The following is a 14,552-nucleotide window of genomic DNA, read 5'->3' as shown; positions in this document are numbered from 1 at the left end:
AATTATTCTTTTTCAATATAATTTTTCCAGGTGCTTGAAACGATTAAATTAGATTAGAAAGAATTAACTGCAATATCAGTGCAGTATCTCATTAGGGCACATCCAGAAAAGAGATCAACCTATCTGGATGTGTCTTATACAAAATAAATTAGTTAAACTATCCTTGTTTAATTTCACCTGTACTGGCATTCATTTTCAGTTTGACTTTTTTCCCATTTTTATCAAGTGCTTTTACCTCATATTTATTGCCTTCCGACTCAATTTTGTAAATGCTATGATAACCAGCGGACTCCAATTTTTGGACAGCGTCTAACATAGATATGGGTTTGGCTTGATTGTTTTTGTCGTTTGAAATTTCACCAGTTTGTGGGTTGACCCGTAGTTCTAGCTTATTTCCTTGTGGACCAATAGCCTCTACCTCGTAAGCACCATGCTCAAATTCTATCTCTTTGATTATGTTGTAACCTTTGCTCTGTAAACTTTGCAGAATTTTAGACATAGGCAATGTATTAGCTGGAAGATTGTCTGCAAAAACTATTGGTGCAGTTATTGTAAGAAGTAGCCCACTACAAACCGATAAAATAATTCTTTTCATTTGCTGATATCTCCTTGTTATAAGTAACAATCACTCTACTGCTTAATCAACAATTTTTCAAATCGGCCCTAAAGTTTAGCAGGCAAAATAATTGCTTTAGTTTAGATTCTTAAGAAAACTCTTTAATAGAAGGGTATCTTAGTGTTTAAAAATGAATTTTAATGGTAGTTGATAAAAGAAACCTGTTTGTCGCTAATGCGCCAAACAGGCTACGATATCTGACTGTCGCTACCCTGCCATTAATGCACTCTATCGGAACAATTATGTAGCGCTCTGCGAGAGCGAATTGGTTTGTTCTTCGGGACATCCTGCAGGCAAGTCCGGTTGCTTTCTTTTTCTGCTAAGTGAAAAAGTTCCCATAGGATGAGAGGAAATAGAGGTAAAGGAATCGTCTTTTGGTGGTTCAAAATATTTCAAGGGTACAATCTCAGCAGAAGTTGTAGCATCGTGCTTTTGTTTTTTTTGTTTGGAGAGAGTATAGAAAGCCTCTTGATAAGCTTCCTGCCGAAATAATAATTTCTTAACATAGTCTTCGGCGATGGACCAATTTTCTTTTGAAAATGATTTTTTAGCAACAGTGTCTAATTCTTCTTTTGAGAGCTCCGATATTCGGCAAAGCGTTTCGATTAGTTCGGCCCGATTGCTAAATAAACGTTTTGCTGTTGGAGTTTTAAGTGTTTTACTCTCGTGATCGATAAGCCCTGATAAGTAATAAAATGGCTCGTCTGTATGCTCATTAATCTCTTTGGAAATATAAGAAATTAATAAATTTTCCAATTTTTTAGCCAGATCACCGTAGGTATTATTAAATACCGAAGAATGAAAGCTACAAGCTGGATCAAGACGCACAGCAATAAATTCATCGCCTCTTTTCACAAAACCAAAGTTATCGTCAGCCCAATCAATTTCACCTAAAAAATGGCAAACCACTAAAATAGCTGTTAGCTGATGTATTTTTACGGATAAGATTGGTTTGTCGCCGCTATCTTTCCAGTTGAAAAATATTTCACCTTCGGGGTTAATTCTAATAACACAATTCCAATCTTCATAATCTTCTAATTCATTAGAAATGCGATAGTATTTATCCTTTTGGGTATGTCTGGCTAAGTAATAGTCTGGTTGAGGTTCGCCTAAAATAAGCTTCATGACATTGCCTGAGAAAACTGCTAATTCTGCTGCTAGAGAAGGATTGCAACTATCTTCTAATTGATTATTTGATGAGTATCTGAATCTTCTTCCTTCGTGTTCACAACATAGAAATTCTGTTTTTGTAAAAACCATAGAATTGTGCATACATTCGAGTCTTATACTTGTTTCAGGGGTTTGTGACTCATTCACATGCTGACTGGCTTCTTCAGATTTCATTTTCATTTCATTAAAGGGGTTGGTAATTTTATGGACGTATATTATACAATCCTATTCTTAAGTGAGGCTTAAACTGAGGTAGCTCCGGAACATGGCCGAATTGCCTCAAATTATCTGTTGCCGAAGGATGACGTAAATAAGTCCATAAATTGCTTCGTTGCCTCAATATGGCTGTTGCCGAGCGAGAGGAACAGAAATGGGGCAAGTGAATATGGATTTGTATCTAAAAATACAGCGTATCCGCTATCAACGAGGCAATAGAGCGTTAAAAAAACGCATTCTGGATGAATTTTGCGAGACGCATCATTATCATCGCAAAGCAGCAGCTCGTTTATTAAGACAGTTACCCATTTCTGATAAAAGTCCGAAGAAAGTTGGAAAAAAGAAGACCTATGACCCATCCATATTGCTGGAGCCTTTAAAAAAGATATGGCTTGGCACGGATCAGATGTGTGGTAAACGATTAAAGAGAGCTCTTCCCTTATGGTTACCTCATTATCAAAATCATTATGAGCCTTTAGCGGCGGAGATATCCTCTCAACTGCTAACCATGAGCGCTGCTACAATTGATCGCTTACTCAAGCCTGTTAAAACTCGCTATGGAAAAGGCTTAAGTGGAACAAAGCCTGGAAGTATTCTCAGGAATCAAATTCCAGTCAATACGAATCAGTGGAATACTAACGAAGTGGGTTTTATGGAGGCCGACAGCGTTGCGCATTGTGGAGCATCACTAGCCGGTGATTTTGTTTGGTCTATTACGCTGACGGATATTTTCAGTGGCTGGACAGAAATGCGGGCCACTTGGAATAAAGGAGCTCATGGTGTCTTGGGGGGTATTCAAGACATAGAAAAAAATTTACCTTTTGAAATCAAAGGGTTTGATTGTGATAACGGCTCAGAGTTTCTCAATTGGCATCTCATTCATTATTTTACTGAGCGGGACCCACAAAAAGCGGTTCAATTTACTCGCTCTCGTCCTTATAAAAAAGACGATAATGCACATGTTGAACAAAAGAACTGGACTCATGTGCGTCAACTGTTTGGTTATCATCGTTTTGGTAATCCAAAGCTCGTTGAGCTTATGAATGACTTATATTCTAACGAAGTCTCCTTGTTATTTAATTTTTTCTATCCTTGCATTAAGCTCATTGACAAAGTACGAATTCAATCCCGTGTAATCAAAAAATATGATCAACCCCAAACGCCCTATCAGCGACTGATGACGTCGAATGGTCTTACTCTCGCTCAGAAAACAAAATTACAAGAGACCTTTAATACACTCGACCCGTTTGACTTGCAAAAAAAGATTCAAAAAAAGCTAAAATTAATATTTAGATTAGTGAATATTCAACATGTAAAACAAAGAAAGGCTCTTTAATGAAAGTCTTATTCAATATTGTAAAAAGACAGGAACATAAAGCCTGTGGATATGATGGACGAGTCCTTCGGACCAGCCTGTGCCCTATGGGACGTGTGGACAAAACCATGAATAACAAAAAGACGTTATTCACAGTTATTGCCCACACTCACAGGCTTCTCGCCCACACACCCACCAGGCTCAATAGCAATTATTTTTTAATCGCAACAAAACCTCTCAAAAGCAACACCTATTCTGAGGCAACGACTCAGTATATTTTTTGTCCTTCGGCAACAGGTTCTATTGAGGCAACAGGCCACAGCACGGTTTAAGCTCTATTTGTTTCAAAATTAAACTTCAATAAAATCGCCTTGGATATTCCAAAAACTAGTAGCAAAACCTAAAGAAATTTATAGATTTGCCGTTATTAAAAGCAAGTATGCCTTAATACTTAAAATGGATTAAGAATAGGCATGTATTTTTAAATACGCAACTTGATTGTACTAATGGGGAAATCATGCGTAATTTAATATTGTCTTCTATCATTTTTATTGTGCCATTTTCCTATGCTAAAGAAAACCTGCCTATGTCTTCTTTTGGAGTGCAGTTATGCTTAACCAGTTCAGATTATGTTTGTATTACGGTTAAAAAAGAAGATACATGGGAAAAGATGTGGGAGGACCCAGACGAGCGCGATATAGTAAAGCGAGTCAATAGAACAAATAATAAGCTCAGAGCAGGCATGATACTGGCGGTCCCGAAAGATCTTGAAAATACGTCTATTTGGGAAATATCTCCTTTTCCAAAGTATATCCAAAACTCTTTGCGAAAACTTATTATCGTTGATCAGAATAAGTTGGCTTGGGGGATTTATGATCCTCGTGGAGAGCTACAGTGGTGGGGACCAATTTCCTCAGGTAGAGATCAGTGCAGTGATTCTAATCGTATATGTAAAACAGTCACAGGTAAGTATTACGTTTTCGATAAAAAATCAATCGACTGTGTGTCCACCATATTTCCTATTGGTAAAGGCGGAGCCAAAATGCCTTATTGCATGTACTTTTATCGTGGTTTTGCTCTTCACGGTTCAGATGACGTTCCCGGTTACCGGGATAGTCACGGTTGTATTCGACTTTTCACTGAAGACGCGAAATGGCTAAATGAACAGTATATTGATTTACCCTCAAAAGAAAATAATTTCCTTGGCACTAAAGTTATCATCAAAGAATTAGTTGAATGAGATTACGATATGAGTTTTTTATAAGTTCAGGAGATGGAAATGAAACATTTTAATAACTATTTAATAGTCATTATTATTTCCATGATCGCTCTACCCATATTTGCAAGAAAGGATGTAGCTTTTCGTGGGTGTATGAAAGTAGGATTTCAATTTGCAAACAAATTATTCACCTTAGAGCCGAAGATTATCGGCCATCCTCAAACAATTTATTTTATTCATAACACCTCTTCTAATTCCATTGATCTTCAGGTTAATAAAAGCACAGATCTGACTTATGTATCTTACAAGAATCAAATTGAGGCAAACCAGTGGGCCGCTTTTGCGACTGACGAAAAGCGGTTTACTTTTGCCTGTTATCTATCAGATGGAGCTAATAAAGACATTGATTGCCAAAAAGTGTTGGAAATATGTCAATATACGGATACAAAATTTCCTGAGGGGAACAACGGCAATTATTGGGCGGTAAAAAGCGATAGGCTAGAAAAAGCAGTCAAAGATGTTATTAAGCAAGGGATACTTTTAAAATGGTAACAAGCTTTAAATCGACTCGCAGAGCATTGATTTTTATTAACTATTGACTTAATTCATCAAATGAGAAATGATAAGTTTGTAAAGTGTTTATGGGGTTCCCCATAGGATTACTTAAATCAATCTACTTGATAATAACGCCAAATCTTTAAGTTAAGGGATAAACTGTTTCTAATGTGTTGGGCCAAAGTTAGTTATAAAAACTAGAATAAGAGGTCGCCACTATGACAAAGACTGTCATTCAATTAGTCTCAATCTGTGTCCTTTTCCCAATAGGGGCCATGGGTTCACCTAGCTACATGAGGGATTACTATAGCGGCAATTATTTTCAAGCGAGTAAATCGCTACAAGAACTTGCTAGCCAGCATGATACAGAAGCCATGTATTACTTAGGGAAAATGTACCTGAATGGCTACGGTGTTGTCAAACAAGAGCAAAAAGGTCGCGCTCTTATTCAGGACTCTGCAAATCTTGGATATAAACCCGCCCAAATTTATTTGGCTAAATACTATTTAAATACAAAATATGGTATGCCCCAAGCGCTTGAGTGGTTTAAGAAAGTCGCTGAGCAAGGCGATGTAGAAGCGCAACTCTTCTGTGGTTTTGCTTACATGAATGGATATGGTACTCATAAAGATGAAAGACTGGCAAAACACTGGCTAGAAAAGGCAGCAGAAAATAACAATACGCAAGCTCAATATTACTTGGCCGATCTTTATTTAAGAGGCAATGATCAAATATCAATTGATCAAGCTATAAAATGGTTACAACAAGCCGCTATGAACGGTAATAAAAAAGCCCAATACAAATTGGGCATGATGTACCATCGTGGCGAAGGTATCCCGCAAGACAATAGGCAAGCTATCCAATGGCTGGAGCAGGCAGCAAAAGGCGGGGATGCACAAGCAGCCTATTATTTGGGGTTAACCTATAAATCTTTAGACAACACTACGGCAAATTTGGCAGCAGCCATTCAATGGTTTCAAGAAGCGGCCAAACATAATAATCAAAAAGCAGAACTTGAGCTCGGTTTGCTGTATCTCAGCAATAACCCGACTATACGTGATGAAAATAAAGCGATCATGTGGCTAAGTAAAGCAGGAAATGCAGGAAATGCTGAAGCGCAATACCAACTTGGGAAAATATACGAAGAAGGTGAAGGTAAGAGAAACCTGAATGAAGCGTTCAACTGGTATGTGAAATCAGCTAATAACGGATATGACAAAGCACAAAATGCCCTAGCATTTATGTATTTGAAAGGAGGTGCCGATGAGAAAGCTTACTTGCAAGCCATTTATTGGCTAAGGAAAGCTGCGGATAATGGTGATGTTCTTTCAAAAGAACAACTCGAAGCGTTAACGTCCAGTCGGCAAAAAATCTATGACCAGACAACTGCTCATATTATAACACCCAAGCTTGTTGCTTTGGGTAAAGAAGACATCTTCAAAAGTGATTACTCCTTAGAAAATCCTCGTACTATGCCACTTGATCAATTGCTAAATTGGAATAGTGAAGTCAAGACTCAAACCTCGAAACCAGTTGTTCCCTTAAGATACGCTCTGGATACTAGCAAAGAGGATGCAAGTGAGAGTCAAGCTGCATTTGGCTGGACTCTAAAAGAAGCTGATCATGGGTATGCTAAGGCTCAATTCAGAATTGGTCAAATGTATGAACAAGGCTACGGAACTCAACAAAGCAAAAAATTAGCAGCAAAGTGGTACTTAAAAGCTGCAGAACAAGACTTTGCTAAAGCTAAATACAATCTAGCCTTACTCTATCTGGATGGCGAAGGTGTTCCTCAGGATTATCGGCAAGCTATACATTGGTTGAATTCAGCAGTTACTTCTGATGATGGTTATGCTCAGTACTTATTGGCTGCTTTTTATCAAAACGGTTTGGGCATTAAAGAGACGGCCAATTATTTACCTAGGGATCGCATGCAAGCAGAACAGTTATATAAATTAGCTGCTGATAAAGATATTGCGAATGCTCAGTTCAATCTCGCGCAAATGTTGATGGAAGACGCAGCAGGGTTGACGGATGATCAAGCTAAAAATGACTTAAATATGCAGGCGTTGCGTCTTTATCAAAAGGCTGTGCTGCAAGGTCATGTGGGGGCACAAGAGTACCTTGCTAGCTATTATATCAAAAACTCTCGGGATGAGGAAAAATTGGCTACTGCTTATCGTCTGGTGAGTGATGCTGCTTATAAAGGAAGTACAAAAGCACAGCTGATAGTTGCTCTTATGCTTGATCGTGGTATAGGTGTTGAGCCAAACCTTAAACAAGCCATTAATTGGTATCAAAAAGCCGCAGCAGGGAACAATGCTATTGCGGAATATATATTAGGAAACTATACCTATCAAGGAATAGGTGTGAACAAGGATAGTGCAAGGGCAGCGTCTTTGCTCTCAGCTGCTGTAGAACAAGGTTTTCCAGCAGCAGAACATGATCTTGCCATATTAATTCATAACAATGACACTAAGGAAAGCAAATTTAATTATATTGAGCTAGTTAAAAAAGCAGCGACTCAAAGCAATACCAAGGCGAGATTATTGTTAGCCGATAACTTCATGAGAAATGGAAACCAAGCGGATTTAATTAAAGCTGCTGGCGAGATATATACTCAAGCAGCACAAGGCGGTGATGCGTCTGCTCAATTAAAGGTGGGCTATATGTTGGAAAACGGCATATATTTTACCAAAAATGAAGTAGAAGCTAAAAACTGGTATGAGAAAGCTGCACTCCAAAACAATCGACTTGCTGAATATCTTTTAGGCAATATGTACCAATTGGGTATCGGCATGCCCCGTGATATCAATAAGGCGATTAGCTGGTACACAAAATCGGCTCTGGCAGGAAACGATGTGGCACAAGCCGCTCTAGGTTTTGTTTATGACACTGACAATGAAACACGTAACGATTTTGTCAAGGCTAGAGAATTATACATGAAAGCCGCAAAGCAAGGGAATCCCGTTGCCGCCTATAATTTGGGCATTATGTACAAATACGGTAAGGGAGTAAAACAAGATCCTGTTGCCGCATTTGACTGGCATTCAATAGCAGCAAAACAAAACTTGGCTGATGCTCAATATAGCTTAGGGACAATGTACCTAAATGGGAATGGTGTACGGCAAATGACAAATCAAGCATTGACTTGGTTTGATAAGGCGGCAACAGGAGGTAATGTTTATGCCCAATACGAACTTGGCTTATTCAATGAGGCTGGTATTGGCACTACCATTAATAATAAAAAAGCATTTAAATATTATAAAAGTGCCGCTGAGAATGGTCATAGCCAAGCCGAGATGGCTCTCGCTAGATTTTATGATTTCGGCTTAGGTATAAAAGCCGATAAGGTAAAGGCAGCTAACTATTATCAGAAAGTTGCGGAACAAGGTAATCAATATGCTAAATATAAACTAGCCCAAAAATATGAACAAGGCGAAGGGGTAATCAAGGACTTGACGAAAGCAATTAACTTTTACCAGGAACTTGGCGCTGCGGGAAATGCAAATGCTCAATATAAATTGGGTATGTTTTATCTTGATGGTCAAGGCGTTGATAAACGTGTTGATGACGCTATTTACTGGTTGGATAAAGCGGCGGTGAATAATGATGCAAAAGCGCAATACGCATTAGCACAACTATATATTAATGGAAAAGAGGTTAACAAGGATGAACGAAAGGCCTTAGCGTTAATAGAGAAATCTGCTTCTCAAGGTAATGTCTCAGCTCAATACTCATTGGCGGAAATGTATAGTCAAGGTCAAGGCATACCAATCAATTATGCTGAGTCAGCTAGATGGTATAGGGAAGCGGCAATTGGAGGCTATAAACAAGCGCAATTTAAACTAGCTTTAATGTACGATTCTGGTATAGGAGTGAATCAAAATTCGGAACAAGCGTTTAAATGGTATCTTAAAGCAGCAAAACAAGGCGATAGTAATGCGCAATATCATATAGGTTTAATGTATCTGAATGGAAATGGCACTGATGTGGATTATGCTAAAGCGTTTCATTGGTTTAACGAAGCACTTAAGCAAGGAAATTTATTAGCAAAGAATCAGCTGGCACAAATGTATAAGAACGGCTATGGGGTCAAAAAGGATCTAAATAAAGCGTACAACTTGTATATCAGTGAAACCAAAAATTAGAGTTGGAGAGTATCATGTACCTGGATTTTTTTAATTTAAAGGAGTTTCCCTTTAATCAGTGTTCCAGTACTGATTATTATTATGGTTTTGAGAATCACCAGGACTCCATGGATGTATTACTGGTTGGTTTACAAGTGAATGACGGTATTATTAAAATAACAGGGGATACTGGAACAGGTAAGAGCTTATTATGCCGCATTTTTATCGAAAAAATATATAAAGATTTTTATCCTGTTTATTTGTCGAATCCTTACATTACTGATTTTGAATTATTACAAGCCATCGCTGCTGAACTACAAATCTCGCAAAATGATGTACATCAAAAAAATACACTGTCTAAATTAATTCATGATAAGGCTTTAGAATTACAGAAAGAAAACAAGAAGCTTGTATTAATATTTGATGAAGCACAATGTCTAAGTGTAGAAAATTTAGAAGTTATACGCATATTAAGTAATCTTGAACATAACAATAGCAAGTTGTGTCAAATCATTTTAATCGGTGGCCTAGAATTGGATGATAAACTTAAAAGCTTAAATCATTTTTTACAGCGCATTTCATTCTCTTGCAAACTTAGGCCAATTAAGCAAAAAGATTTAAACAATTATCTATTCCATCGTCTAACCATGGCCTCAAAACCAGGTAAAAACCATGGAATAACTATAACTCCTAAGGCTAGCAAATTATTGTATAAAAAAACAAGAGGCATACCTCGTCTTATTAATATCGTTTTTCATAAAGCTCTAATGCTAGCCTACAGTCGCGGTGAGAATGATATTACTAAGAAAATTATTTCAAAAGCGATTGAGGATACTGAAGTCATTAATGGGAAATCTGCACTACAAAAACTTTATATTTTATTAATAAAATTAACCATGAGATCAGCGAGGTCAATGTGAGTTTAATTAACGAGACACTTAATAATTTAAAAGAAAAAAGTGGTAAAAATGATAGGATTCATTCAGAGTTACCACAAAATAAAGCGAATAAAAAAATAAATAAAATAAAGCTCTTATCGTTCATATTAATAGCATTAAGTGTAGCTATTGTGATTTTTATCAGTGTCGACCATATAAATTATTCTAGCTACTATGAAAAAACAAATAATTTACTGTATAAAATGACAACTTTGATTGGTACCAATTCGAACGAAATTGAAGGTACTTTACCTAATTCGGCTCAGATGCAATATTACCATGCTCTCAATATGTTGAATGAAGGTGATACAAAGCAAGCCGCCAGCGATTTGAAAAAGATTATCGATAAGTATCCAACCTTTTCTCCTGCTAAGAAAGCTTATGATAGGCTAATGGAATCACAATAGTGTAATAAAAACTTTGTAATTAGAGCAATTTATCCCAAGGCATCTTTCCCAAATAATGCAAGGCAGATGGAAAGGCTATAAGTTAACTTGATCTGACAGATACCTCTAAAACTGAGACCTGTCAGATCAAGTTTTGGAACTGTGACAAGTTATATACCGATGCCACTGGTTGCGTTTTCCGTGGCACTTAATTTAGGTTCCTGTCCACCTTTATTCTCCGCATAGAAGCCGAATTGTTTATAGGCTGATGATTGTTTCGGAATCTCAGAGGTAACATCCACTTGTCTGCCAATTGTTTCCAGGCGCTTAATTTGTTGCTCTTGTCTTTGTAGTAGCTCTTGATAGTAAAGATTTCTAGCTTCAAATTCCTGTTTCACCAAAACCAGTTCCTGTTTCACCGAAGCCAGTTCTCGTTCAGTATTACAAATTCGTTCTGCGACACTCGCAAAACTCGCTTTTTCATCCTGCAAGAAGTTGTCTAGTCTTTCTTGGAAGGCTTTCCTCTGACTGCTATCTTCAATGACAGTGCTAGACAACGTTTGTACCGTTCCTGTTAAAGTGGCCGCAATCTGTTTAGCCTTTTGGACTTCTAAACTCAGCGATGATCGTACTTCTGCCAATTCATTTACTTTTTCAGATAGCTGAATTTTGCTGCGTTCATAATCTTTTTTGACTTGAGTAAGTTCCTCTTGATTTGCCTTGAGTAATTTATCATTGTCTAAGACGGTTTTCCTTAGCTCCTCAGCAGTGGTTTCCAGATCTTTCTTCGATTTTCTTAGCAGTTCCTCTGTCGCTACCAGCACCTCTACCTGGTTACTGAGCATTTCAAGCTTTGTACCTAACTCCTCAACAGTATCTGCAAGCTTAATATTTTGGGTGCGAAATCTATCTATCTCCTTTGCTAAATTTTCTCTTATCCTATCTAAAGCGGTGATGGTTATTTCCAAAATATCGGCTATGCTGAAGATACCCTTTTTTAATCGATCGGCGATATTTTTATTACAGCTGTGATGATCATCAAGCACAATCCCACTTGCGGTATAGCCAACGACCGTGACACCACTAATCACCAGCAAGATACTAATATGTGCTGCAAGTCCAGCTGCCAACGTGGGAACCGTTAATACAATTCCGCCAATGATTTTTTGCCACAACGGCAGGTTACCCCAAAACGTTGCTGCACGAGAAATGAGGCTATCATTTTGCTGCATTGTATCAACAATCGTTCCCAAGCTTTCTTTGATTTGTCCTAGTCGTTTCTGATTAAGTGCAATGTCTGTGAGATCGTCTAGCGGGTTTGAGGCAATTGGAAGGTCCGAGGTATTTTTATCCGGAGATATACTTTTTTCCGAGGACGTATTTTGTTCTGATAGAGGCATGGCAGCTCCTTCTGTTCATATATTCCCTTATCTGACTATTATTAATAATCATAAATAAGCACAGAAAGCAAGCAAAAAAAGATCTATTTATTCAAGTAATAGTTAATTGGTACTGAATTAAATCAGGATCTTCCTGCAATAGAAGCTGAATCAGCAGTACAATGATTGCCTAATTTTGAAGCTAACGCTCTTACTCTCAGCCCAAAATGTCAGAGCAAGTCAGTTGTCCAACACGATGCGATAACGTGCTTTGCCGGCCCGCAAATGATCAAGTGCTTTGTTAATCTCCTTCATAGGAAAGTGTTCTGTTAATGGCCGGATGTTGTGACGTGCACAGAATTCAAGCATGTTCTGAATGGTTGCGGGACTTCCGAGTGGAGAACCAGATAGACTACGCTGTCCAAAGATAAGTTGAAAAGCTTGCGCAGCAATGGGGTCGGGGACAGCGCCAACCGTATGTAAACGTCCACGCGGTGCAAGTGCGTTAATATAAGCCGGCCAATCAAGATTTGCATTAGCCGTATTAAGTATAAAATCAAACCTCCCCGCTGACGCCTCAAGAGCCTTATTGTCTTTGGAATTAATGACATAATGTGCTCCCATGCGTTTGGCTTCAGCTTCTTTACCTGGTGTGGAAGAAAACGCTGTCACCTCACATCCCCATTTATTAAGAAATTGCAGCGCCATATGGCCAAGTCCGCCAATACCAATTACCCCAACACGTTGAGTTGGACGTACATCAAATTGAACAATCGGATTAAACACGGTGATGCCACCACAGAACAGGGGGCCTGCATCATTAGCATCCAGGTTATCAGGTAACGCAATAGCCCATAGTGCATTACAGCGTACCCGATCTGCAAATCCTCCATGCCTTCCTACTATGGTTTGCTCGGCCGTATTACATAGATTGTGGTCGCCACTAAGACAGTTATGGCAATACATACAACTGCCACTGAACCATCCAAGGCCAACATGCTGGCCAACGTTCAGATTTTTAACGTGTTCTCCTACTGCAATGATTCTACCCACCACCTCATGACCTGGCACCATAGGATAGTTGCTAAACCCCCATTCATTATCAATCATGGAGATATCTGAATGGCAAACGCCACACGATTCTACTCTGATATCAACCTGATCAGAGCCAATTTCTTCAAATGTATAGTCAAACGGTGAAAGTTTGCCAGATTTTTCGCGGACGGCATAAGCATGAACTTTTGTCATAGTAATCTTCCTTGAGATAAATATTCCAAGATGCAGTCTTAGATGAACAAATATTATCTAGATAGCTCCATGTGATATTTAAGTCTTGATTAGATAACTGTAGGCTGCAGATCATTATTTGTCACTGAGCACCCCATCAGCAGTTCCAAAAAATAAGTCTATATTTCTATTATATGAATAAATATTGAACAATAGGATTTTGAATGGAATTGCAAGCATTTCAATATCAAGAGGGCAACGGCTGGAGTGTTGATACTTTCCCTGAGTTGGATTCAAAAAATACGCTGGTACTTATTTTTGCAGCCCCAGAGTTTTCTAAAGCTCAGGAACCTATCAATCAACTAAAAGCATTTTATAAAAAATCGAAAATGTTAGGTTGTTCCAGTGCCGGTGAAATTTTTGGTTCCCACATCTATGACAAAAGTTTATCAGTGGCAGTCATTAAATTTAAGCACACAGATATAAAGATAGTGAAAGCCAAAGTTAGTAAAACAGAAGAGTCTTTTTCCGCAGGTAAATCGATAACCCAGCAACTACAAGCTGATGACTTGAAGAGTATTTTTGTATTATCTGAAGGTTTAAATGTTAATGGATCTGAACTAGTTAATGGTTTAAATATTCCTGCTGATGGGATTATGCCGCTCATTACTGGAGGATTGGCGGGAGATAGTAGCCATTTCAATCGTACTTGGACACTATTCGATGGTGAAATACTCCATAATCATATCGTTGCTGTAGGATTTTATGGCGACCGTATCCATATTGGTCATGCTTCAAAAGGCGGTTGGGATATCTTTGGACCGGCAAGACGGATAACACGTTCCGAGGGTAATATTCTCTATGAGCTTGATCATCAACCAGCATTAGCGCTTTATAAGGAATACCTAGGAGAGAGAGCCTCAGAATTACCTGCTGCAGGCTTACTTTATCCTTTGTCTATTCAAGACATGACGTCAAACGAACGTACACCTTTAGTACGTACTATCCTGGGTATTAATGAAGAGAAGCAAGCACTCATTTTTGCCGGTGATATGCCTACTGGTTACTTCGCACAATTGATGCGAGCAAATTTTGACCGCTTAATCACCAGTGCCAGTGAAGCTGGAGAGCTTGCAGGCCAAAGGGTGTTGTTGGAGTCTCATCAACACTCTGATGGACCGCTCCTTGCGATCAGCATAAGTTGCGTAGGTAGACGCTTGCTGTTAGGTGAGAGGACAGAAGAAGAAATCGAATCAACGCTTGAAGCTTTACCACAGAATTCAATCCAGGTGGGTTTTTATTCTTATGGTGAATTATCCCCTTATGGTTTGGGTGATTGTAAATTGCACAACCAAACAATGACATTAACGACTTATTTAGAATCCTAGGGCAATAAAAGGT

General features: G+C 38.4%; 12 protein-coding genes. 8 read left to right on the top strand and 4 right to left on the bottom strand.

Annotated elements, in window-relative coordinates:
* Positions 1 to 157: 157 nt before the first annotated feature.
* The gene (locus tag CKV79_RS10820; RefSeq protein WP_035915642.1) at positions 158 to 595 is read right to left on the bottom strand and encodes a PepSY domain-containing protein; all 438 of its coding nucleotides are present in this window, start codon (positions 593 to 595) and stop codon (positions 158 to 160) included.
* A 261-nt stretch (positions 596 to 856) separates the two neighbouring features.
* Positions 857 to 1,960: a hypothetical protein gene (locus CKV79_RS10815; RefSeq protein WP_028373499.1), complete on the bottom strand. Its 1,104-nt coding sequence runs from the start codon at positions 1,958 to 1,960 to the stop codon at positions 857 to 859.
* Positions 1,961 to 2,156: 196 nt separating this feature from the next.
* Between CKV79_RS10815 and CKV79_RS10810 the strand changes: the two genes are divergently transcribed.
* The 7 genes from CKV79_RS10810 (at position 2,157) to CKV79_RS10780 (ending at position 10,566) form a co-directional block, all read left to right on the top strand.
* Positions 2,157 to 3,338, top strand: a complete 1,182-nt coding sequence (locus CKV79_RS10810) for an integrase (protein WP_095141685.1) — start codon at positions 2,157 to 2,159, stop codon at positions 3,336 to 3,338.
* On the top strand, positions 3,338 to 3,649 hold the full coding sequence (locus CKV79_RS10805) for a hypothetical protein (protein ID WP_095141797.1): 312 nt from the start codon (positions 3,338 to 3,340) through the stop codon (positions 3,647 to 3,649). The genes CKV79_RS10810 and CKV79_RS10805 overlap by 1 nt, the downstream gene beginning before the upstream one ends.
* A 185-nt stretch (positions 3,650 to 3,834) precedes the next feature.
* Positions 3,835 to 4,557 (top strand): L,D-transpeptidase, encoded by a 723-nt coding sequence (locus CKV79_RS10800; protein ID WP_028373726.1) that lies wholly within the window; start codon positions 3,835 to 3,837, stop codon positions 4,555 to 4,557.
* 39 nt (positions 4,558 to 4,596) lie between these two features.
* Positions 4,597 to 5,088 carry a hypothetical protein gene (locus CKV79_RS10795; RefSeq protein WP_028373727.1) on the top strand — a complete coding sequence of 164 codons (492 nt, stop codon included), beginning with the start codon at positions 4,597 to 4,599 and terminating at the stop codon, positions 5,086 to 5,088.
* 221 nt (positions 5,089 to 5,309) lie between these two features.
* Positions 5,310 to 9,242, top strand: a complete 3,933-nt coding sequence (locus CKV79_RS10790; RefSeq protein ID WP_028373728.1) for an SEL1-like repeat protein — start codon at positions 5,310 to 5,312, stop codon at positions 9,240 to 9,242.
* A gap of 14 nt (positions 9,243 to 9,256) precedes the next feature.
* The gene (locus CKV79_RS10785) at positions 9,257 to 10,141 is read left to right on the top strand and encodes an ExeA family protein (RefSeq protein WP_051546200.1); all 885 of its coding nucleotides are present in this window, start codon (positions 9,257 to 9,259) and stop codon (positions 10,139 to 10,141) included.
* Entirely contained in the window at positions 10,138 to 10,566 is a 429-nt protein-coding gene (locus CKV79_RS10780) for a tetratricopeptide repeat protein (protein WP_028373729.1), read from the top strand. Before CKV79_RS10785 ends, CKV79_RS10780 begins: the two co-directional genes overlap by 4 nt.
* A gap of 149 nt (positions 10,567 to 10,715) precedes the next feature.
* Here the strand turns inward: CKV79_RS10780 and CKV79_RS10775 are convergent, their stop codons facing one another.
* Both CKV79_RS10775 and ahr read right to left on the bottom strand, forming a co-directional pair.
* A complete protein-coding gene (locus tag CKV79_RS10775; protein WP_051546201.1) occupies positions 10,716 to 11,945 on the bottom strand; it encodes a LegC2/C7 family Dot/Icm T4SS effector in 1,230 nt (409 codons plus the stop codon).
* 219 nt (positions 11,946 to 12,164) lie between these two features.
* Positions 12,165 to 13,172, bottom strand: coding sequence for an NADPH-dependent aldehyde reductase Ahr (ahr, locus tag CKV79_RS10770; RefSeq protein WP_028373730.1), 1,008 nt, complete (start codon positions 13,170 to 13,172; stop codon positions 12,165 to 12,167).
* Between the two features lie 203 nt (positions 13,173 to 13,375).
* On the opposite strand from ahr, the gene CKV79_RS10765 reads away from it, so the two are divergent.
* A complete protein-coding gene (locus CKV79_RS10765; protein WP_028373731.1) occupies positions 13,376 to 14,539 on the top strand; it encodes an FIST signal transduction protein in 1,164 nt (387 codons plus the stop codon).
* Positions 14,540 to 14,552: the final 13 nt, after the last annotated feature.

The organism is Legionella lansingensis (genome assembly GCF_900187355.1).
Taxonomy (GTDB): Bacteria; Pseudomonadota; Gammaproteobacteria; order Legionellales; family Legionellaceae; genus Tatlockia; species Tatlockia lansingensis.
This window is presented reverse-complemented; position numbering and strand designations above follow the sequence as displayed.